Below are 20307 nucleotides of genomic sequence, written 5' to 3' on the forward strand. Positions count from 1 at the left end.
CTTTACCGTACGGATCAGGTGAGTGCGTCGGCCGCCGCCGGGTCGCTGTCGCGCAGGAACTGGGCGCAGCGGGCGGCCTCGTCCGACTCGCCGATCTCCGTGGCCGCCAGCGACAGGCTGTGCAGGCAGCGCAGGAAGCCCTGGTTCGGCGCGTGCGACCACGGCACCGGGCCGTGGCCCTTCCAGCCGTTGCGGCGCAGCGCGTCCAGGCCGCGGTGGTAACCCGTGCGGGCGTACGCGTAGGCCGTCACCGGCTGCTTCTCCGCCAGCGCGCTCGCGGCGAGCGCCGCCCAGCCGCCGCTGTAGGAGGGGAAGCGGGCCGCGACGGACTTGTAGGCGTCGTCGGTGCCGGCCCTCGCCGCCTCGGCCAGGGCCGCGTCGGCCTCGACTTCGGCGGGGAGACGGGTGGCCGGTGGCTCGGGAAGGAGGTTCTGCATTGCCCTATTCAACCCCGTTGCACCCACGCTTCCGGGCGCGGGTCGCACAGGTCACCCACTCAATCCCACGCGTCGCCGAGTGCGCGCAGGCGGTCGGCGTACTCGATCCGCTCCCGCCAGGCCGGCGGCCAGGCGGCCAGGCCGAGCGACGCGCCCGCGAAGCCGCCCGCCAGACAGGCGATGGAGTCGGAGTCGCCGGAGGAGGCCGCGGCGCGGCCGAGGACGGCGACCGGCTCGTCCGGCGAGATGAGATAGCAGTACAGGGCCGTGGCCAGTGCCTCCTCCGCGATCCAGCCGGCGCCGGTGGCGAGGCACGGATCGCCGGCGAAGTCGCCGCGGCGCAGCGCGTCGTCGACCCGGCCGAGGGCGGCCGCGCTCTCGTCCCAGCCGCGCGCGATGAATTCCTCCGGCGTCCGTACCGTCGGCCGCTGCCACAGGTCGCCGAGCCAGTCGTGGTGATAGACCGAGCGCTGCTCGGCGCAGTGCGCGAGCAGCCGGGCCAGGAGATCTTTCGGCGCGAGGCCGTCGGCGAGCCACCGTACGGCGAAGGCGGTCAGCTCGCTGGCCGCCAGCCCGGTCGCGTGCCCGTGTGTGAGGCCGGCCTGTAGCTGCGCGGCCCCGGCGCGCTGCGCGGGTGTGAGCCCGGGCATCAGGCCAACGGGGGTGACGCGCATGTTCGCGCCGCATCCCTTCGAATGAATCTGCGACGCCTGCTGCCAGGGCCGGCCGTCCGCGAGCGCACCGCAGGCGCGCAGGCAGGTCATGCCGGGCGCACGGTTGTTGTCGGGGCTGATCGCCCAGTCGAGAAAAGCCTGCCGCAGCGCCGGCTCGAGGCGTTCCGGGGTCGGCTCACCGGCCGCGACCAGGGCTTCCCCGACCGCGAGCATCATCTGCGTGTCGTCGGTGACCAGCGCGGGATCGCCGCTGAGCGCGAGCGGCCCGGCCGGACCGTACTCGGCGACGATGGCGGCGTAGTCCTGGAACTCGGTCGGTTTTCCGAGCGAGTCCCCGTACGCCAGTCCTAACAACGAACCGGAGGCCTTTTCCACGGTGACTACCCTACGATGATGCCCGGTGATCCATTGCAGCCCGTTTTCGGCGGCGACATCCCCTTCGACGGCACCGCTGGTGAGGTCGAGTCCCGCGCCGAGTTCAACGTGCACCACGCCAAGCGGTCGCTCGCCGGGCTGATCGTGCTCGGGCTCCGGCTCGACCTCGACCCGCCCGACTTCACCGGCGTCGACGTCAAGGGCACCCTGTTCGTCGGCTGCCGGCTGGCCGCGCCCGAGGTCGAGATCGACCTGATCAGCCGCGGCGCGCACCTGGTGCCGCCGTTCGACGCCCGGCCGTACCCGACCCATCCGGCGCATCTGTACACGCCGGAGGATCTCGCGTACGGCTTCGCGCAGGACGGCTTCGCCGGCATGTACGACACCTGCGTCTACGAGCACTTTCTCGAGCACGGCGGCGCGGCGCCCGACCTGCGGGAGGCGATCGCGCAGCGGCTGCACGACGCCGGCATCGACAACGCGCTGGGCAAGGCCCTCGCGGCCTGGGTGCACGCGCACGGCGCCCGCGGCGCGGTCGGGATCATGGGCGGCCACGCGGAACCGCGCGGCTCGGACGCGTACCGGATGGCCGCGACCCTGGCGTGGCGCCTGGCCGGTGCCGGCCGGCTGATCGTGACCGGCGGCGGGCCGGGTGTCATGGAGGCCGCCAACCTGGGCTCCTACTTCGCAACCCGCACGTCCGGGGAGTTGTCCGAGGCGATCGACCGGCTCGCGGGAACGCCGAACTTCCTGGACCACGACCCGTACACGGCGGCGGCGCTCGCGGTGCGGGCCGCCTATCCGGCGCCGGCCGCCGTCGTCGGCGACGTGGTCGGACATCTCACCCACGGCGGCCTGGCGCTGCCGACCTGGCTGTACGGGCACGAGCCGGCCAACCTCTTCGCCGGCCAGATCGGCAAGTACTTCTCGAACGCGGTCCGGGAGGACTCGATCCTGCGCCTGTCCCGCGGCGGCATCGTCTTCGCGCCGGGCTGGGCGGGGACGGTGCAGGAGATCTTCCAGGCGGCGACCAAGACGTTCTACCGCACCGACGGCCCGTCCGGCGCGTTCGTCTTCCTCGGCGTCGACCATTGGGCGGCGCTGCCGGTCGAGGCCCTGCTCAGGCCCCTGCTGGCCCGCTCGCCGCACGGCGACCAGTCGGACCTGATCCTGGTCACCGACGACCTGGACGAGGCGATGCGAGCCCTGAGCGTCGACGACGCCTGAGCGGGCGCCGGCCGTCAGGCGATGCGGACCCGGCGCCAGCTGTTCACCGGGAGATCCATCTCCGGTACGTCGGTCAGGCCGTTCTCGTCCATGGCGTTGAAGACCGCCAGTCGCGCACCCTCGAAGAGGAACTCGACCGCGTGCAGCACCCTGGGACGCCACTCGGTGAGGGTGGTCCGCTCCACGATGTTGACCTCGCGCAGCACCTTGCCGCGGGCGTTGCGCAGCGCCGCGTGCGGATCGGCGCGCCAGTCGAGCTGGATGCCCGTCGAGTACCACTCGATGGGTGAGCTCATGTCCACCTGGTCCCAGGTGATTGCACATTCGTCGAACTTACGGTGGGTTATTTCGACGTTTGTGTCGCCAAAGCCGAGGATCACCGGACCGTCCGCGAACCAGCCGCGTTCGGAGAGGTCCCACATCAGCCATCCGGCGACGAGCTCACGCCCGATGAGCCGGGAAAACCGCGCCCTGTGCACCGCGGCCAACGCCTCGGCGTCGTGGTGCCAAACGGGATCGTACCCCCCGATGCCGAGCATGATCACCGCCCTCGTCCGGGACAAGACGACGATCGTACCCATGCCTCTGCGTAATGCCGCAACACAGGAACGGCCGGTCCCCACGTCCGGGGACCGGCCGTTACCGGTGAGTCACTTCTTGAGAGTGGTGCCCGTCGAACGCAGGTGCTCGCACGCCTCGACGACGCGCTTGGCGAGACCGTCCTCGGCCAGCTTGCCCCAGGCCCGCGGGTCGTACTGCTTCTTGTTGCCGACCTCGCCGTCGATCTTCAGCACGCCGTCGTAGTTGCGGAACATGTGGTCCGCGACCGGGCGGGTGAACGCGTACTGCGTGTCGGTGTCGATGTTCATCTTGACCACGCCGTAGTCCAGGGCGCCGTGGATCTCCGAGAGCAGCGAGCCGGAGCCGCCGTGGAAGACCAGGTCGAACGGCTTGTCCTTGCCGTACTTGGCGCCGACCGCCTCCTGGATCTCCTTGAGGATCTCCGGGCGCAGCTTGACGTTGCCGGGCTTGTAGACGCCGTGCACGTTGCCGAAGGTCAGGGCCGTCATGTAGCGGCCCTTCTCGCCAAGGCCCAGCGCGGCGGCCGTGGCGAGGCCGTCCTCGACCGTCGAGTAGAGCTTGTCGTCGATCGCGGCGGTGACGCCGTCCTCCTCGCCACCGACCACGCCGACCTCGATCTCGAGGATGATGTGCGCGGCGGCGGACAGGGCGAGCAGCTCCTCGGCGATCTGGAGGTTCTCGTCGACCGGCACGGCGGAGCCGTCCCACATGTGCGACTGGAACAGCGGCGCCCGGCCGTTCGCGACCCGCTCCTTGGAGAGCGCGAGCAGCGGGCGCACGTACGAGTCGAGCTTGTTCTTCGGGCAGTGGTCGGTGTGCAGCGCGATGTTGACCGGGTAGTTCTTGGCCACCTCGGTCGCGTACTCGGCGAGGGCGACGGCGCCGGTGATCATGTTCTTCACCGTCGGGCCGGACGCGTACTCGGCTCCGCCCGTGGATACCTGGACGATGCCGTCGCTGCCGGCCTCGGCGAAGCCCTGCAGGGCCGCGTTCAGCGTCTGCGAGGACGTCACGTTGATCGCGGGGTACGCGAACGCGCCCGCCTTGGCGCGGTCGAGCATCTCGGCGTAGACCTCAGGGGAAGCGATGGGCATCGGTGCGCTCCTTGATCTCAAGCGGAAAAGAGGGCAGGACCGCGCTGTCCTCCAGCAGGCAGAGTATTCCGCAGTCACCGTCCGCGACGGAAATCGGGCCGATACCTGAGCGACCGTTTACGCGCGGTACAGCGGGGGACCCGGCAGCATGAAGGGGGTGCCCGCAAGCCGGAGGGAGTCACGATGAATTACCTGGAGGACGAGCGCGACCTTGAGGCGCCGGAGGGAGACGCCGCCGAGCAGGCGACGGTTGCCGACCCCAGCGCGGACGACGAGGCCGACGAGGAGCCTGTGCTCCCGCGGTCGGCCGAGGTCTCCGAATGGGACGCCCTGGAGCAGGCCAAAATCGTGCACCTGGAGGACGAGTACCGCTGACGGCAAACGGGTCACCGGGGATTAGTCAGATATTTGACCCGTAATCATCCCGATGCTCGCATCTCGCGGCGGCGCCGCCGAGCCATCGCCGGCCCGGCGGCGCCGGAGGCCCCGTCCGTCCTTACCTCAGGAGGTAGGTGGGGTTGGCCCCCGTCCACGCGGCCAGGTCGTCGTCCTGGATGGCCGCGTACAGCTCCGGGCCCACCCTGGGGTAGATCCGCTCACGGCCGTTGCCGATCGACTGGAAGCCCGGCTCGCTCACGCCGACGACCTCGGTCGACCCCCGCGGTATGGCGCGAAGCAGCGTGGCGGGCTCACCGTCGATCTCGATGCCGTCCCGGCCCGCCATCAACAGCTCGTTCATCCGGATCGGGCTGCGGAACGTGCCGTCGGTGGTCAGCTTGGCGAACAGCGCGCGCAGGAAGCGCTGGCCGTTGCGGTCGCGGTCGTAGCTGCCGTTCTCGAGCCCGTATCGGGCCTGTAGGACCGGCGTGACGTCGTCGGCACCCAGGCGCTGGCAGCCCCTGGGATATCTCCTGCCGTTGTGCACGGACGTGAACGACTGCGGCAGGCACACCTCGACCCCGCCGACGGCCTTGGTGACCGCGCGCAGGGCCCGGAAGTCGATCGTGACGGTGGCGTCGAACTCGACCCCGGTCAGGCCGGTGACGATCTTTTCGGTGAGCTCCGGCCCGCCGATCCGCAGCGTCTCGTTGAGCTTGCCCCGCACGCCGCCGGGCAGCTCCACCTCCCCGTCGCGGGGCAGGCTGACCAGGTAGGCCCGGCTGCGATCCGCCGGCACGTGGATGATCATCACCGTGTCGGCGCGCCGATCACCCGGGTTGGGGTTGCGCTGCCGGTTGTCGCCGCCGATCAGCAGCACGTTCACCGGTCCCGGCTCGGCGGGCGTGGTCAGGACCCCGGTGGTGAGGTCCGTCAGCGGCGCCTCGTGCTGCCAACTCTCCACCGCCACCGGCACCGCGGCGCCGGCCATCAGCACGGCGGCGGCCGCACCGGCGGCGCGGCGCACCAGCCGGCGGCGCCTCGCCCGCACCCAGGCCACGTCGATCCGGGCCCGCACCGGGCCGGCGGCCGGGACCTCGACCTCGTGCCGCCGGAAGACGGCCCGCAGTTCATCCTCGATCGGGCTGCTCATCGGACCTCCACCAGCTCGGTGCGCAGCGCGGCGAGCGCTCGCGATATCGACGAACGGACCGTGCCGACGGCGCAGCCGAGCACCTCGGCGATGTCACCGTCGGGCAGGTCCTCGTAGTAGCGCAGGACCAGGGCGGCCCGCTGCTGGCGCGGCAGCCCGGCCAACATGCTCCAGACCCGGTCCCGCTCGGCGGTCTCGTCGGCGTGATCGCCGGGCACCGCCCGCACCGGCGCGGGCTCGGCGCGCAGCAGCACGCGCTTGAGCCAGGAGCCCCGGCGCAGGTCGATGAACTGGTTGGTGAGCATCTTGCGCACGTAACCGTCGGGCGAATCGCTGCGGGCCACGCGGCGCCAGTTGAGCTGGACGCGGACCATGGTCTCCTGCACCAGATCCTGCGCCGTGTGCTCGTCGCCGGTGAGCATGACGGCGTAGCGCAGCAGCGCGCCGAGCCGGCTGTCGGCGAATTCCTCGTAGGTCACGGGCACCTCCGCTCATACGACGGATCCGGGCCCGGGAATCATTGCGGTGGCCGTCAAATAGGTCGCCGCCGGCGCCCGCTCGCTGCGATCATCGGCCGGTGCTGCTCACCGTGACGACCACCCGACGGCCGGCTACCGACCTCGGATACCTGCTGGTCAAGCACCCCGACCGGGTGCACTCCTTCGACGTGCCCACCGGCACGGCCTACGTCCTGTTCCCGGACGCGGCCGAGGACCGGTGCACGGCCGCGCTGCTGCTGGACGTCGATCCGCAGCGGCTCGGTGCCGCGCGCGGCGCCCGCGCGCAGCAGCAGGCGCCGGAGTCGTTCACGCTGGGCCGATTCGTCAACGACCGCCCGTACGCGGCGTCCAGCCTGCTCGCCGGCGCGCTGGCCAAGGTCTTCCGCAGCGCGCTGCGTGGCGAGTCGAAGGACCGCCCGGAGCTGGCCGGCGAGGCCATCCCGCTGGAGATCCGGGTGCCGGTGCTGCGCTGCCGTGGCGACGCCGCCGCGCTGTTCGCGCCGCTGGGCTGGACGGTCACCGCCGACCCGATCCCGCTCGACGACGTGCCCGAAGGGCACCCGCTCGCCGGCGACAGCCCGTACGTGAGCCTCACCCTGACCGGCACGCTGCGGCTCTGCGACGCACTCAACCATCTGTACGTGCTGATGCCCGTCCTCGACGACGCCAAGCACTACTGGGTGGCGCCCGACGAGATCGACAAGCTGCTGCGCGCCGGCGAGGGCTGGCTGGCCGGCCACCCGGAGAAGGTGCTGATCACCCGGCGCTACCTGGCGCACCGGCGCGGGCTGGCCGCCAGCGCGCTCGAGCGGCTGGACCGGGCCGACCCGGACTCCGTCGACGCACCGGCCGACACGGTCGCGGACGAGGAGGCCGAGCTGCCGGTGGCCCGCCGGCGGCCGCTGGCCGAGCAGCGGCGCGACGCGGTCCTGGCCGCGCTCGCCGAGTCCGGCGCGGCCCGCGTGCTCGACCTCGGCTGCGGCGGCGGCGCGCTGCTGGCCGGGCTGATGGCCGACCGCCGCTACACGGAGATCGTCGGCACCGACGTGTCGTCGCACGCCCTCGACCTGGCGCACCGCCGGCTGCGACTGGACCGGCTGCCCGAGCGGCAGCGCGGCCGGGTGACGCTGTGGCAGTCCGCGCTGACCTACCGCGACGACCGGCTGCGCGGTTACGACGCGGCGGTGCTGATGGAGGTCATCGAGCACCTGGACCCGGCCCGGCTACCCGCGCTGGAGGCCTCGGTCTTCGGGCATGCGAACCCGGCGACGGCCGTCGTGACCACGCCGAACGTCGAGTACAACGTGCTCTACGAGGGACTGACCGGCATGCGCCACTCGGACCACCGCTTCGAGTGGACCCGCGCGGAATTCCAGGCCTGGGCCACCCGCGTCGCAGCCGGATACGGCTACGGGGTCGCCTTCCGCGGCGTTGGCGACGACGATGCCGTGCGGGGCACACCGACCCAGATGGCGATCTTCACGAAGGAGGAGAAGGCATGACCGAGATCGACATCCCGGAGCTCGCGCTCGTCGCGCTGGTCGGCATCTCCGGGTCGGGCAAGTCGACGTTCGCCCGGGAGCACTTCAAGGCGACCCAGGTGCTCTCCTCCGACTACTTCCGCGGCCTGGTCGCCGACGACGAGAACGACCAGTCCGCTTCCGCGGACGCCTTCGACGTGCTGCACTACGTCGCCGGCAAGCGGCTGGCCGCCGGCCGGCTGACCGTCGTCGACGCCACCAACCTCCAGACACACGCGCGGGCCGGCCTGATCAGGGTCGCCCGCGAACACGACGTGCTGCCCGTCGCGGTGGTGCTGGACGTGCCGGAGGCGCTGGCCTGGGAACGCACGCAGGGCCGCGACGACCGCACGTTCGGCCGCCAGGTACTCGGCCGGATGCACCGCGACCTGCGGCGCTCGCTGGGTCAGCTGTCCCGCGAGGGCTTCCGCAAGATCCACGTGCTGCGCGGCGCGGACGAGATCGCGGCGGCCACGATCCGCTACGAGAAGCTGTTCAACGACAGGCGCGAGGTCACCGGCCCGTTCGACATCATCGGCGACGTGCACGGCTGCCGCGCCGAGCTGGAGACCCTGCTGACCACCCTTGGCTACCGGCTCGTCCGCGACGACGACGGCCGGCCCGTCGACGCGGTGCATCCTGACGGCCGTACCGCCGTCTTCGTCGGCGACCTGGTGGACCGCGGCCCGGACTCACCGGGGGTGCTGCGCCTGGTCATGGGCATGGTGGCCGCCGGAACGGCGATCTGCGTGCCGGGCAACCACGAGCAGAAGCTGGCCCGCAAGCTGGCTGGCCGCAACGTGCAGCTCACGCATGGCCTGCCGGAGACGCTCGAACAGCTCTCCCGGGAGGGCGAGGCGTTCACCGCCGAGGTCCGATCGTTCATCGACGGCCTGGTCAGCCACTACGTGCTGGACGGCGGCAAGCTGGTGGTGGCGCACGCCGGGCTCAAGGAGGCATACCAGGGCCGCGCGTCCGGCCGCGTCCGCGCGTTCGCCCTGTACGGCGAGACCACCGGCGAGACCGACGAGTACGGCCTCCCGGTCCGCTACCCGTGGGCCCGCGACTACCGCGGCTCGGCGGCGGTCGTCTACGGCCACACGCCGACGCCGGAACCGGAGTGGATCAACAACACCATCTGCCTCGACACCGGGTGCGTGTTCGGCGGACGGCTGACGGCCCTGCGCTGGCCGTCCCGCGAGCTCGTCTCTGTGCCGGCCGAGCGGGAGTACTACGCGCCGGCCCGCCCGCTGGTCCCGGTCGACACTCGGCCCGACGAGGGCATCGACCTGGCGGACGTCACCGGCCGCCGGCACCTCGACTACGGGTACGGCCGCACCACGGTCGCCGCGGAGAACGCCGCCGCGGCGCTCGAGGTGATGAGCCGCTTCGCGCTCGACCCGGCGACGCTGGTGTGGCTGCCGCCGACGATGGCGCCGTGCTCGACGTCGACGGTCGAGGGCTACCTCGAGCATCCGTCGACGGCGCTCGCGGACCTCCGCTCGGCCGGCGTCCCGACGGTGATCTGTGAGGAGAAGCACATGGGGTCCCGCGCGGTGGTGCGGGTCTCGAAGTCCGGCGACGGCGACGCGATCTGGACCCGTACCGGGCGGCCGTTCTTCGACGCCGAGCGCAACCTCGCGCTGCTGGCCCGCGTCCGCCGGGCGGCCGACAAGATCTTCGAAGAGCTCGACACCGGGTGGCTGCTGCTCGACACCGAGCTGCTGCCCTGGTCGGCCAAGGCCGGCGGCCTGATCCGCGAACGGTACGCGGGCGTCGGCGCCGCCGGGCGAGCCGCGCTCCCGGCCGCCCTCGAGGTGCTCCGGAAGGCCTCCGGGCGCGGCCTGGACGTGTCCGGGCTGCGGGACCGGCTCGAGCTGCGGTCGACGGAGATCGCGGGCTACTCGGCGGCTTACCGCGCGTACGTCCAGCCGACCGACGGGCTGACCGGCGTGACGCTGGCGCCGTTCGCGGTGCTGGCCGGCGCGGGGGTCAGCTACCGGGACCGGGACCACGGCTGGCACCTCGGCATCGCGGACCGGCTGGTGCGTGCCGACCCGGAGCTGTTCACGCCGACCCGCCGCATGGTGGTCGACCTGGGCGATCCCGCGGCGGAACTGGCCGCCACCGACTGGTGGCTGGCCCTGACCGCGGCGGGCGGCGAGGGGATGGTCGTCAAGCCGTACGCCGGGCCGGGCGCGACCGACGCGAAGGGCCGGCTGGTGCAGCCGGGCGTGAAGTGCCGCGGCCGGGAGTATCTGCGGATCATCTACGGCCCGGAGTACACCCGCCCGGAGCAGCTCGAACGGCTGCGGCAGCGCTCGCTGGGCCGCAAGCGCGGCCTGGCACTGCGCGAGCACGGCCTCGGCCTTGCGGCGCTGGACCGGCTGGCCGAGGGCGCACCGCTGTGGCGCATTCACGAGCTTGTCTTCGCCATCCTCGCGGCGGAGTCGGAGCCGGTGGACCCGCGCCTGTAATCCACAGCATTCGAACAGGTCACTGCGTGGCGGCGGCCGGTACCCTGGCTCCTCGTGGACATCCGTGCGCTCTCCGAGCAGCTTGCCCTGAACCCGATGGACCCGAAGGATCTGCTACAGACCTTCGGGCTGATCGGCGTCTGGGCGATTCTCTTCGCGGAGACGGGCCTGCTCGTCGGGTTCTTCTTCCCGGGTGACTCGCTGCTGTTCCTGGCGGGCGTCGCGGCCTCGCCGGTGGCGGACTCGATCTTCGGCAACGGCACCCGGCTCTCGCTGGCCGGGCTGCTGATCGGCGCGCCCCTGTGCGCCATCGCCGGCGCCCAGCTGGGCCACTGGCTCGGCGCGAGGTACGGCCGCCGCATGTTCGAACGCCCGGACAGCAAGCTGTTCAAGCGCGAGTACGTGGAGAAGGCGGAGTACTACTTCGAGAAGTTCGGCCCGGCCAAGGCAGTGGTTCTGGCCCGGTTCATCCCGATCGTCCGCACCTTCCTGAACCCGGTCGCCGGCACCCTCGGCATGCCGGCCCGCCAGTTCTTCATCTGGAACGTGGTCGGCGCGGTCCTCTGGTGCGACGGCGTGATCCTGCTCGGCTACCTGCTGGCCCAGCAGATCTACGACGCCATCGGCGACAAGATCGACCACTACATCCTGCCGGTGGTCGCACTGATCGTCCTGATCTCGGTGCTCCCGATCCTGATCGAGATCATCCGCGAGCGGCGAGCGAAGAAGAACGCGGTTCACGAGGCCGGCCCGGCCACCGCGATCGGCGTGGTGGCGGCCGCGACCGTGGTCGGCATGGCAGAGGCGATCACGGACCACGAGCCCGGCCACCACGGCCACCACGAGGCCGGCCACCACGGCCACCACGAGGCCGGTCACCACCAGGCCGGTCACCACCAGGCGGAGCCACACGGATCCGGCCACTACCGGTCCGGTCACTACGACGACGGCACCCAGGAGCCACGGCCCTGGGCCTAGCTGAAACGACGACGGGAACGCCCCGCGGCCCGGCTCCGGGGAGAGCCGGGACGCGGGGCGTTCTTCGTCAGACCGTGACCGGTGTGTGCGAGGCCAGGCGGTCCAGGAACTCCTCCGGGACTTCGCGGAGGTCGCCCAGGCGGCCCATGGTCAGCGCCTTGTAGGTCAGCGCCGCGGCCTCTTCCAGGTTGCGGGCCCTCTTGTGGGCCAGCTCAACGGTGTCCGCCATCACGACGCAGCCATGCTGGCTCAGCACCAGGCAGTCTGTGCCGTCGGCGGCCATCGCCGCCGTCAGCGCCGCAACCTCGGTGCTGCCCGGCAGGCGGAACGGCACGGTGGAGACGCGCTTCAGGTAGAAGGCATGGTCGGTGGTGACGATGCGGATGTGCTCACCGAGCGCATCCAGTAGCAGCGCCGTCTGTGGGTGCAGGTGTACTACCGCGTTCACGTCCGGGCGGGCACGGTACAACGCAAGATGGAGGGCGATTTCGCTTGTCGGTGCTATGCGTGGGGCCGGAATCACCCCGATGGCCGCAGGCGCGCCGTCGGAGATCTGTACCGCCGTGAAGGCCGTCCGGCTGAGTCTGTCCAGCCAGGCGCCGCTCGCGGTCACCCAGCAGGCGTCGTCCTCGTCCGGGATCCGGGCGGAGAGATTGCCGCCGGAGCCGCAGACCAGTCCGGCCTGCACCACGTCATAGCCCACATGCGCGAGCTGGTCGCGCAGATCGCCGGGCACATAGTTCACCCGTTAACTCCTAGGGTCCGGGGGGGTGGATCCTGATGGAGGTGGCCGGCCTGGCGTCACGCCTGATAAACGGTGACGCCAGGCTTTGTCGGGTCTACTTTCAGCGTGCCTTCTTCGTGGCCCGCTTGCGTGGCGGGGTGAGCAGGTCCGCGATGGTAGCGATCGCGGACGGGACCAGCCGGTAGTAAGCCCACACGCCGCGCTTCTCGCGCTCGAGCAGGCCGGCCTCCGTCAGGATCCGCAGGTGGTGGCTCACGGTCGGCTGCGACAGCCCGAGCGGGGCAGTCAGGTCGCAGACACACGCTTCGCCGTCCGTTGCGGACTGGATGAGGCTCAGCAGCCGAAGCCGAGCCGGGTCGGCGAGTGCCTTCAGCACCCCCGCCAGCCGCTCGGCATCCGCACGTTCAATTGGCTCGCCGGCAAGCGGCGAGATCTGAGGCATTGTCATTTCCGCCAACGCAGTTCCCACGATCTCCATCCTTCCACCAACTGCATCGATTCTCCTGCATGTGCGCAGGAACGAACCGGCTAACTTTCAGGCCGTAAGGCCGAGATCGGTCGAACGGTAGGCCGATCGGTACGTCTGTCCGGCACCCCGCACGGCAGCGTCCGCACCCCGATCAACCATTCCCGCGACACCGACTTCGGTCTCTGCCTCCTGCAACGCCTCAGCCGCCGTCTGGTCGCTGCTCATCGCCGTCGAGCTCTCGATCCCCGCCCCCGGAGTGAGACGCCCCACATTGTCGATTCACGATCAGGACGGTGACCGTCCGACGTCCGCCCGGTCGTCGGAAGGGCCCGTGTACTGCACCGTCACACGGCGCGGGTCGAGGTCACAGTCAACTTCACGACCCGATGAAAGCACGACACAACGCTACGCGACGGGCAATTCAGCGATGAATTTACGCAGGTCGTGGCGGGCTTCCATGCCTTCGAGCGTACTTCCTGACGGGAAACCGGAACGTTCTGCCCCGCCAGGGCGGAAAGGAACTATTGACCCACGGCATTGGCCGGAGGGTACTGGAAATGTTGTTAACTGAAGCGGTCGCGGCCCACCCTTTCAAAGAGGCATAGACGCAGCTCAAAGCACGTTTTCGTGGTGCCGTTCCAGGGTCGGCAGACAACGACGGTCATCGAACGAGTACGCACCGACACCGTTGTCATCGCCGCACGTCTACCCGTCCAGCGGAAAACACCCACCGAGCGGCAAGCCAAAATCGGCCAGACAGCGAAATCAGGCACATCCTCGGCGTACAACGTTACCCGTTCGGGTGACGCACGTTCGTCGATGCGTGTCGCCCGTCAGTTGGACGGACGCGACCAGTATTCATCGTCGGGGCCCGGCTGCGGGCGCCCGCCCGGCTGGATCGGCTGCCCCGCGGCGGGCGGCGCCGACGGGTACGGCGATCCGTAGCCCCCGGCGGGCGGCGCCGAGTAGCCACCCGTGGGCTGCGGGCCGTAGCCGGCCGGCACCCGCGGATAGCCGGCGAGGGCCGGTGAGGCGAAGGGGTCCGGCGGCAGCGGCTTCGGCGCCCGGCCGAAGAACGTGCCCGGCGCGGCGAGCAGCAGCATCCCGACGACCACGTACCCGGCCATCTGCGCGACGCACAGCACGACGTTGAGCCCGAACCACGACCCGGGGTAGGCGTCGGCCAGCGCGGCCTCCGGCGTGCCCTGAGCGGCGTCGGCGCCGCTCAGCTGGACGGTCATGACGACCGTCGACGCGCAGCCGGCGAGCAGCCCGAGGCCGGAGACCACCCAGGCGGCGATCCGGGCGGCGTTGCTGCCCCGCCGCAGGCCGAGCGCCAGCACGATGTAGAGGGCGAAGAGGATCACGGCGAGCACGGCGCCCACCGCGGCGACGATCCAGACGACCGTGACCATGCCGTCGACGTCCGCGCCGCCCGAGCCGCCGGTCGCGGCGCGGAACCGGTCGATCGTGCCGGGCGCGATCGCGATCGCGGCGATCGCGTACGCGAGCCCGGCCACCGCCATCACGACCAACAGGATGGAGGCGAACGCCACCGAAACCGGCCGGCGGGGCGCGGCGAGGGGCGGCGCGGCGACCGGCGGCTGCATTGCGTACGACATGGACGTCTCCCGGTGATCCGTTGCGGACGAACCTACCCGGACGCGCAGCGCGCCGCCGGGCAAGCCGGCGGCGCGCTGCGAGCGGGGTCAGGCGGGATCGGTCGGCGACCGGCCCGGCTTGTCCTCACCGGGCGGCGGGGGCGGCGGCGCGCTCCACGGATCGTTGGGCGGCGTACCGGGAAGGTTCGGCTCCGGGGCGGCACCCGGGCCCTCGCCGGAAGCCGGCGGGGCGGCGGGCGGCGCCGGCGGGGCGGCGGGCGGGGCCGGCGGCGTGGGCGTGCCGCCCGGATAGGACGGATCCCCGCCGGGATACGGCGGGTACGCCGGCTGGCCCGGGTAGGGCTGCCCCGGATAGGGCTGACCCGGATGGGGCTGGCCCGGGTAGGGCGGCTGCTGGGCCGGGTATCCCGGGTACTGGTTCAGCGGGTCCCAGGCGACCTGCGGCTTGCGGAAATACTCGTTCGCCGCCGGCAGCGCCAGCAGGATCACGGCGGCCAGCAGGGCGAGCACGACCAGGACGGTCAGCAGCGTCGAGACCGGCTCGAGCCAGCCCGGCAGCTCGCTGGAGAGCCGCGCCTGGATCTCCTTGGCGCTCGGCCCGCCAGTGCCGCCGGAGTCCAGGCCGGACACGCCGGACAGGGCGGTGCCGAGCAGGCCGAAGCCGTTACAGCAGAGGAAAATGCCGCCGACCACCCAGGTGGTGATCCGGGCGGGCTGCTTGCCGCGGTTGTTGTAGATCGCGAGAATCGCCAGGGCACCGGCGAACAGGATGTTGATCACCACGGCGCCGACGGTGGCCGCGACGATGAAGGTCTCCATGCCGGCGTTCGCGGTGCCGTCGTACAGATCCGCGTAGACGTCCCGGACGGTCCCGACGGTGGTCAGGGACAGCACCGCCGCGATGATCGACGCGGCGGCACTTAGGTAGAGCAGGTAGGACGAGACCGTCACCACCGATGGACGCGATCTCGGCGCTGACATTCCCGGGTACATCGGATCAGACACGGCGCTCCCTCCTAGATCCACTTACGGTATCGGGCGCACGCCAGATCCGTCGACCGGCCGACATCGGACCATCCCGTATGACAACATCGCCCGATGTAGCACTAAATCGGACGATATAGGTCGCTCGTTCAGGGGGCGACAGAACTCGATCGCCGGCCATACACTTCCATCTCGTGGCGTGCCGTAGGCAGCAGAGAGCTCCGGCGGCGCCCCCTGCCCGACCGCGTCGCCGCCCCCGCTCAGAAACAGCCGGGGCCCAGGCAGACCGGACACGGGCACCCTCCCGATTACGCGAGCCGCGTGACCATGCCGCGGCCGCCCAGACTCGACAAGGACCGGTGAGTCCCATGCCGCACGCAGACACCCTGACCGTGGTGCACCACGACGACACGAGAACCAGCTACACCGACGTCCGCTACCAGTTGCACCGCGACGGGATCAGGATCTGGTCCGAAGACGGCGAGCACGCCTTCACGGACATCCTCATGACACACGCCTACCGGCAACGGGAGGCACAGGCGAGCTAGGAAACGCCGAAGGGGCCCCGCTCTGTGAGCGGGGCCCCTTCTCGCCGTTCAGGACCGTACCGAGAGCCCGTCCTTCGTCTCGTTCAGATCCACCACGACGGTGTCGCCGTCGACGATCTCCCCCGCGAGCAGCGCCTTCGCCAGCGAGTCACCGATCGAGGACTGCACCAGCCGGCGCAGCGGCCGGGCGCCGTAGACCGGGTCGTAGCCCCGCTCGCCCAGCCACAGCACCGCCGCCTCCGAGACCTCGAGACTGAGCCGCCGGTCGGCGAGCCGGTTGCGCAGCCGGCCCAGCTGGATGTCCACGATGGCGGCCAGGTCCTGCGCGGTCAGCGCCTGGAACACCACGATGTCGTCGAGCCGGTTGAGGAACTCGGGCTTGAAGTGCGCCCGCACGGCCGCCATGACCTCCTCGCGCCGCTCCTCGTCGCCCAGGGTGAAGTCGGAGATGACCGACGAGCCCAGGTTCGAGGTCAGCACCAGGATCGCGTTGCGGAAGTCGACGGTGCGGCCCTGGCCGTCCGTGAGCCGGCCGTCGTCGAGCACCTGGAGCAGCGTGTCGAAGACGTCCGGGTGCGCCTTCTCGACCTCGTCGAGCAGCACCACCGAGTAGGGCCGCCGCCGCACCGCCTCGGTGAGCTGCCCGCCCTCCTCGTACCCGACGTACCCGGGCGGGGCGCCGAGCAGCCGCGCGACGGAGTGCTTCTCGCCGTACTCGCTCATGTCGATGCGGACCATCGCGCGTTCGTCGTCGAAGAGGAAGCCCGCGAGGGCCTTGGCCAGCTCGGTCTTGCCGACGCCGGTGGGGCCCAGGAACAGGAAGCTGCCGGTCGGCCGGTCCGGGTCGGCGACGCCCGCGCGCGCCCGGCGCACGGCGCCGGAGACCGCGGCGACGGCCTCGGCCTGGCCGACCACCTTGGCCTGTAGCGACTCCTCCATGCGGAGCAGCTTGGCGGTCTCGCCCTCCATCATCCGGCCGGCCGGGATGCCGGTCCACGACGCGATGACCTCGGCGACGGCGTCGGCGGCGACCTCCTCCTTGACCATCGGCGGCTCGGTCTTCTCCTCCTCGGCCGCCGAGGCGTCCTCGATCTCCGCGATCAGCGCGGGGATCTCCTGATATTGCAGGCGGGACGCCTTCTCCCACTCCGCGTCGCGCTGTGCCCGCTCGAGATCGGCCTGCGCCTCGTCGAGCCGCTTCTTCAGCTCGCCGACCCGGTTCAGGCCGCTGCGCTCGCGCTCCCAGCGGGCGTTGAGCGCGGTGAGCTCCTCCTCGCGGTCGGCGAGATCGCGCTCCAGCCGCTGGAGCCGGGCGATCGACGCCGGATCGGTCTCCTTCGCCAGGGCGAGCTTCTCGACGCGCATCCGGTCGACCTGGCGCTGTAGCTGGTCCAGCTCGACCGGCCGGGAGTCGATCTCCATGCGCAGCCGCGAGGCCGCCTCGTCGATCAGGTCGATGGCCTTGTCGGGCAGGAACCGGTCGCTGATGTAGCGGTCGGACAGCGCGGCCGCCGCGACCAGCGCGGCGTCGGTGATCTGCACCCGGTGGTGCGCCTCGTAGCGGCCCTTGAGCCCGCGCAGGATGCCGATCGTGTCCTCGACGGTCGGCTCGCCGACGACGACCGGCTGGAAGCGCCGCTCGAGGGCCGGGTCCTTCTCGATGTGCTCGCGGTACTCGTCAAGCGTTGTCGCGCCGACCATCCGCAGCTCGCCACGGGCAAGCATCGGCTTGAGCATGTTGCCGGCGTCCATCGAGCCCTCGCCCTTGCCCGCGCCGACGACGGTGTGCAGCTCGTCGAGGAACGTGACGACCTGGCCGTTGGAGTTGCGGATCTCCTCGAGCACGCTCTTGAGCCGCTCCTCGAACTGGCCCCGGTACTGCGCGCCGGCGACCATCGCGCCGAGGTCGAGCGAGACCAGCTTCTTGTCGCGCAGCGACTCGGGGACGTCCCCGGCCACGATGCGCTGCGCCAGGCCCTCGACGATCGCGGTCTTGCCGACGCCGGGCTCACCGATCAGCACCGGGTTGTTCTTGGTACGCCGGGAGAGCACCTGCACCACGCGACGGATCTCGGCGTCACGCCCGATGACGGGGTCGATCTTGCCGTCGCGGGCCAGCGCGGTCAGGTCGACGCTGTACTTCTCCAGCGCCTTGTAGGTCTGCTCGGGTTCGGCGGTGGTGACCCGGCGGTCGCCGCCACGGACGGCGGGGAACGCCCCGACCAGGGTCTCCTCGGTGGCACCGACGTCGCGCAGGGCCTTGCCGACCGCGCCGCCGACGCGGGACAGGCCGGCCAGCAGGTGCTCGGTGGATACGTACTCGTCGCCCAGCGGCTTGGCGATCAACTCGGCCTCGCCGATCGCGTTGACGAACTCCCGCGACAGGCTGGGCTCGGCGGTGCTCGCGCCGCGGGCGGAGGGCTGCTGCTCGACCGCGCGTACGGCCGCGCGCCGCACGTCAGCGGGATTGGCGCCGACCGCGCGCAACAGGGCCGCCGCGGTGGAGCCGCCGGTGTCGAGCAACGAGAGCAGCAGATGCCACGGCTCGACGGTGGCGTGTCCACGCTGGTTCGCGTCGGCAACCGCGCCGGTGATGACGTCACGGCTCTTGGTGGTCAGACGTTCGGTGTTCATGAGCTCCCCTGGATCGGATCTTTTCCCGAGTAGTTCAGCAATCCGAGACTTGAGCGTATTCCACTCAACTCTAGGTCGGCGACACCACACGAGGGCTCCCCGGCCGGCTCGCATACCCCACCAGCACCGACCGTAACGGGAAACACGATGCGCAACGCGTCCCGTGCGCCGTAGCGTGGCCGCGGTGACCCAGGAGACATCCGCTCGGCCGGCGTCACGTCTCGGTCGCACACTGCTTCCGCTCGGCCTGCTCTTCCTCTCCGTCGGCGTCTCGGTGGCGCTGTTCAACCCGTTCCTGTCGCTGTTTCTCAGCACCGAGGTGGACGCGGGCCCGATCAAGATCACGATCTTCCTGATCGTCGCGCCGCTCGGTGGCGTGCTCGCCTCCTCGATAATCGGCCGGTTCTCCGACCGGCGGCCGATCCGGCGCGCGCTGTTGATCAGCGGCGCGGCGGCCGGCGTGTTCGGCACCGGCGTGACCGCGGTGGTCCGCGACTACTGGGTGCTGCTCGCCCTCTCGGTCACCGCCTTCGCGATCGCCGGCTCGCTCTTCCCGCAGTCGTTCGCGTACGCCCGGCAGGTCCTCGAGCGCGACGACCCGGCGCGCGCGCCGATGGGCATCAGCGCGCTGCGGACGGTCTTCTCCCTGGCCTGGGTCGCCGGGCCGCCGCTGGGCGCGTTCCTGCTCGCCACCGGCGGTTTCGTATGGATCTACGGAACGGCCGCGCTGATGTACGCGCTCGCGGCCCTTGTCGCGGTCTTCTGGCTGGACGAGGTGCCGGCCCGGGCGCACCGCGCATCGGACGATCCGGCCGACCGGCCGGTCGACGCCGGCAGGTGGACGCTGTGGCTGACCGCGGCCGCGTTCACCCTCCTGCAAACCCCGCTGACGCTCGCGGTGCAGGCCCTGCCGCTGTTCATCGGCACCGAGCTACAGGGCGACGTCGGCGATGCCGGGCTGCTGCTCGGGCTCTGCGCCGCGCTGGAGATCCCCCTGATGCTCGGCCTCGGCATGCTCGCCGTCCGCGTGCCGCTGCGCCGGCTGCTGTTCGCGGGCGCGGCCTGCGGCATCGCGTACTACACGGTGGCCGCCACGGCCACCGGCCTCGGGGCGCTGGTCGCCGGGCAGGCGCTCAACGCCATGTTCATCGCCGCCGTCACCGGGCTGGGCATCTCCTACATGCAGAACATGCTGCCGGGGCACCCGGGACGGGCCACAACGCTGTTCACCAACGGGTTCCCGCTCGGCGCGATGCTGGCCGGGCCGCTGTTCGGGCTGGCGCAGCACTTCGACTACCGGCTGGCGTACTGGCTCTGCACGGCCCTGTGCGCGGCCGGCCTGCTGCTCCTGATCGTGGTGCGTAACGACCGCCCGACACGGCACGCATGACAGATCCGTTACCGTTGGTCCCGTGCGCGTACGGGTAGAGCAAACATCGCTTCCTGGCATCGGTGTCAGGCATGACCTGATCACCTCGTCCGGCCGCACGGTCGGCGTGGTCTCTCACCGCAACGGCCGCCGCGACCTCGTGCTCTACGACGTCGACGATCCCGACGCCTGCCTGGCGTCGATCCCGCTCACCGACGACGAGGCGGAGGCGCTCGCCGACGTGCTCGGCGCCTCCCTCATGCTCGGCCAGCTGGCCGGACTCCGGCAGCAGGCCGCGGGCCTGCTCACCGAGCAGGTCGCCCTGCCCGCCGGCTCGCCGTTCGTCGGCCGACGCCTGGGCGACACCCGCGCCCGGACCCGCACCAGCGCGTCGATCGTCGCGGTCCTGCGGGACCGCGAGGTGATCGCCTCCCCCGGACCGTCGTTCCAGTTCGAGGCGAACGACGTGGTCGTCGCCGTCGGGACCCGCGACGGCCTGGACGGTGTCACCGCCATCCTGGCCGGCGACACCGGCGACTGA

The 20307-nt window shown here is 71.2% G+C and carries 19 protein-coding genes; 8 read left to right on the forward strand and 11 right to left on the reverse strand.

Translation table 11 applies throughout. The features are described from left to right. Positions 1 to 14 precede the first annotated feature (14 nt). On the reverse strand, positions 15 to 437 hold the full coding sequence (locus BJ971_RS38505; protein WP_184998209.1) for a DUF3151 domain-containing protein: 423 nt from the start codon (positions 435 to 437) through the stop codon (positions 15 to 17). A 59-nt stretch (positions 438 to 496) separates the two neighbouring features. Then, positions 497 to 1486: an ADP-ribosylglycohydrolase family protein gene (locus BJ971_RS38510; protein WP_184998210.1), complete on the reverse strand. Its 990-nt coding sequence runs from the start codon at positions 1484 to 1486 to the stop codon at positions 497 to 499. A gap of 18 nt (positions 1487 to 1504) precedes the next feature. On the opposite strand from BJ971_RS38510, the gene BJ971_RS38515 reads away from it, so the two are divergent. Beyond that, positions 1505 to 2713, forward strand: a complete 1209-nt coding sequence (locus tag BJ971_RS38515) for an LOG family protein (RefSeq protein WP_184998211.1) — start codon at positions 1505 to 1507, stop codon at positions 2711 to 2713. Positions 2714 to 2727: 14 nt separating this feature from the next. On the opposite strand, the gene BJ971_RS38520 is transcribed toward BJ971_RS38515, so the two are convergent. Together BJ971_RS38520 and fbaA are read right to left on the reverse strand one after the other, a co-directional pair. After that, on the reverse strand, positions 2728 to 3276 hold the full coding sequence (locus BJ971_RS38520; RefSeq protein ID WP_239087534.1) for a hypothetical protein: 549 nt from the start codon (positions 3274 to 3276) through the stop codon (positions 2728 to 2730). An 87-nt stretch (positions 3277 to 3363) separates the two neighbouring features. After that, positions 3364 to 4389, reverse strand: coding sequence for a class II fructose-bisphosphate aldolase (fbaA, locus tag BJ971_RS38525; protein WP_184998212.1), 1026 nt, complete (start codon positions 4387 to 4389; stop codon positions 3364 to 3366). Between the two features lie 183 nt (positions 4390 to 4572). Between fbaA and BJ971_RS38530 the strand changes: the two genes are divergently transcribed. Continuing rightward, positions 4573 to 4764: an Rv3202a family protein gene (locus tag BJ971_RS38530; RefSeq protein WP_184998213.1), complete on the forward strand. Its 192-nt coding sequence runs from the start codon at positions 4573 to 4575 to the stop codon at positions 4762 to 4764. Positions 4765 to 4885: 121 nt separating this feature from the next. Here BJ971_RS38530 and BJ971_RS38535 read toward each other — a convergent pair whose 3' ends face one another. Together BJ971_RS38535 and BJ971_RS38540 are read right to left on the reverse strand one after the other, a co-directional pair. Next, positions 4886 to 5920 carry an LCP family protein gene (locus BJ971_RS38535; protein WP_184998214.1) on the reverse strand — a complete coding sequence of 345 codons (1035 nt, stop codon included), beginning with the start codon at positions 5918 to 5920 and terminating at the stop codon, positions 4886 to 4888. After that, positions 5917 to 6399: a SigE family RNA polymerase sigma factor gene (locus BJ971_RS38540; protein ID WP_184998215.1), complete on the reverse strand. Its 483-nt coding sequence runs from the start codon at positions 6397 to 6399 to the stop codon at positions 5917 to 5919. The genes BJ971_RS38535 and BJ971_RS38540 overlap by 4 nt, the downstream gene beginning before the upstream one ends. A 98-nt stretch (positions 6400 to 6497) precedes the next feature. Between BJ971_RS38540 and BJ971_RS38545 the strand changes: the two genes are divergently transcribed. Genes BJ971_RS38545 through BJ971_RS38555 form a run of 3 tightly spaced genes read left to right on the forward strand, consistent with a single transcriptional unit; the run spans position 6498 to position 11395 of the window. Further along, positions 6498 to 7922 (forward strand): 3' terminal RNA ribose 2'-O-methyltransferase Hen1, encoded by a 1425-nt coding sequence (locus tag BJ971_RS38545; protein ID WP_184998216.1) that lies wholly within the window; start codon positions 6498 to 6500, stop codon positions 7920 to 7922. Next, entirely contained in the window at positions 7919 to 10417 is a 2499-nt protein-coding gene (locus BJ971_RS38550) for a polynucleotide kinase-phosphatase (protein WP_184998217.1), read from the forward strand. Before BJ971_RS38545 ends, BJ971_RS38550 begins: the two co-directional genes overlap by 4 nt. A 54-nt stretch (positions 10418 to 10471) precedes the next feature. Then, complete coding sequence (locus tag BJ971_RS38555) at positions 10472 to 11395, forward strand: DedA family protein (RefSeq protein WP_239087535.1); 924 nt, start codon at positions 10472 to 10474, stop codon at positions 11393 to 11395. A gap of 67 nt (positions 11396 to 11462) precedes the next feature. On the opposite strand, the gene BJ971_RS38560 is transcribed toward BJ971_RS38555, so the two are convergent. The 4 genes from BJ971_RS38560 to BJ971_RS38575 all read right to left on the reverse strand — a co-directional run bounded on the left by BJ971_RS38560 (position 11463) and on the right by BJ971_RS38575 (position 15185). Continuing rightward, entirely contained in the window at positions 11463 to 12140 is a 678-nt protein-coding gene (locus tag BJ971_RS38560; protein ID WP_184998218.1) for a class II aldolase/adducin family protein, read from the reverse strand. A 100-nt stretch (positions 12141 to 12240) separates the two neighbouring features. After that, positions 12241 to 12618, reverse strand: a complete 378-nt coding sequence (locus BJ971_RS38565) for an ArsR/SmtB family transcription factor (RefSeq protein WP_092549981.1) — start codon at positions 12616 to 12618, stop codon at positions 12241 to 12243. Positions 12619 to 13442: 824 nt separating this feature from the next. Continuing rightward, positions 13443 to 14231: a hypothetical protein gene (locus tag BJ971_RS38570; RefSeq protein ID WP_184998219.1), complete on the reverse strand. Its 789-nt coding sequence runs from the start codon at positions 14229 to 14231 to the stop codon at positions 13443 to 13445. An 87-nt stretch (positions 14232 to 14318) separates the two neighbouring features. Then, complete coding sequence (locus BJ971_RS38575) at positions 14319 to 15185, reverse strand: DUF3824 domain-containing protein (protein ID WP_184998220.1); 867 nt, start codon at positions 15183 to 15185, stop codon at positions 14319 to 14321. A 398-nt stretch (positions 15186 to 15583) separates the two neighbouring features. On the opposite strand from BJ971_RS38575, the gene BJ971_RS38580 reads away from it, so the two are divergent. Next, entirely contained in the window at positions 15584 to 15763 is a 180-nt protein-coding gene (locus BJ971_RS38580) for a hypothetical protein (RefSeq protein WP_184998221.1), read from the forward strand. A 48-nt stretch (positions 15764 to 15811) separates the two neighbouring features. Here BJ971_RS38580 and clpB read toward each other — a convergent pair whose 3' ends face one another. Beyond that, positions 15812 to 18397 (reverse strand): ATP-dependent chaperone ClpB, encoded by a 2586-nt coding sequence (clpB, locus tag BJ971_RS38585; RefSeq protein WP_184998222.1) that lies wholly within the window; start codon positions 18395 to 18397, stop codon positions 15812 to 15814. A 184-nt stretch (positions 18398 to 18581) separates the two neighbouring features. On the opposite strand from clpB, the gene BJ971_RS38590 reads away from it, so the two are divergent. Together BJ971_RS38590 and BJ971_RS38595 are read left to right on the forward strand one after the other, a co-directional pair. Beyond that, a complete protein-coding gene (locus BJ971_RS38590) occupies positions 18582 to 19787 on the forward strand; it encodes a sugar efflux transporter (RefSeq protein WP_184998223.1) in 1206 nt (401 codons plus the stop codon). A gap of 22 nt (positions 19788 to 19809) precedes the next feature. Next, positions 19810 to 20307: a cation:proton antiporter regulatory subunit gene (locus BJ971_RS38595; protein WP_184998224.1), complete on the forward strand. Its 498-nt coding sequence runs from the start codon at positions 19810 to 19812 to the stop codon at positions 20305 to 20307.

This window comes from Amorphoplanes digitatis, from assembly GCF_014205335.1.
In the GTDB taxonomy this organism is placed as follows: domain Bacteria; phylum Actinomycetota; class Actinomycetes; order Mycobacteriales; family Micromonosporaceae; genus Actinoplanes; species Actinoplanes digitatus.

Excerpts from the sequence above, each read along its gene's own strand:
- BJ971_RS38505 (WP_184998209.1), bottom strand. The coding sequence starts at position 437 with ATGCAGAACCTCCTTCCCGAGCCACCGGCCACCCGTCTCCCCGCCGAA.
- BJ971_RS38515 (WP_184998211.1), top strand. The coding sequence starts at position 1,505 with ATGCCCGGTGATCCATTGCAGCCCGTTTTCGGCGGCGACATCCCCTTC.
- fbaA (WP_184998212.1), bottom strand. The coding sequence starts at position 4,389 with ATGCCCATCGCTTCCCCTGAGGTCTACGCCGAGATGCTCGACCGCGCC.
- BJ971_RS38530 (WP_184998213.1), top strand. The coding sequence starts at position 4,573 with ATGAATTACCTGGAGGACGAGCGCGACCTTGAGGCGCCGGAGGGAGAC.
- BJ971_RS38535 (WP_184998214.1), bottom strand. The coding sequence starts at position 5,920 with ATGAGCAGCCCGATCGAGGATGAACTGCGGGCCGTCTTCCGGCGGCAC.
- BJ971_RS38550 (WP_184998217.1), top strand. The coding sequence starts at position 7,919 with ATGACCGAGATCGACATCCCGGAGCTCGCGCTCGTCGCGCTGGTCGGC.
- BJ971_RS38565 (WP_092549981.1), bottom strand. The coding sequence starts at position 12,618 with ATGGAGATCGTGGGAACTGCGTTGGCGGAAATGACAATGCCTCAGATC.
- BJ971_RS38570 (WP_184998219.1), bottom strand. The coding sequence starts at position 14,231 with ATGTCGTACGCAATGCAGCCGCCGGTCGCCGCGCCGCCCCTCGCCGCG.
- BJ971_RS38580 (WP_184998221.1), top strand. The coding sequence starts at position 15,584 with ATGCCGCACGCAGACACCCTGACCGTGGTGCACCACGACGACACGAGA.
- clpB (WP_184998222.1), bottom strand. The coding sequence starts at position 18,397 with ATGAACACCGAACGTCTGACCACCAAGAGCCGTGACGTCATCACCGGC.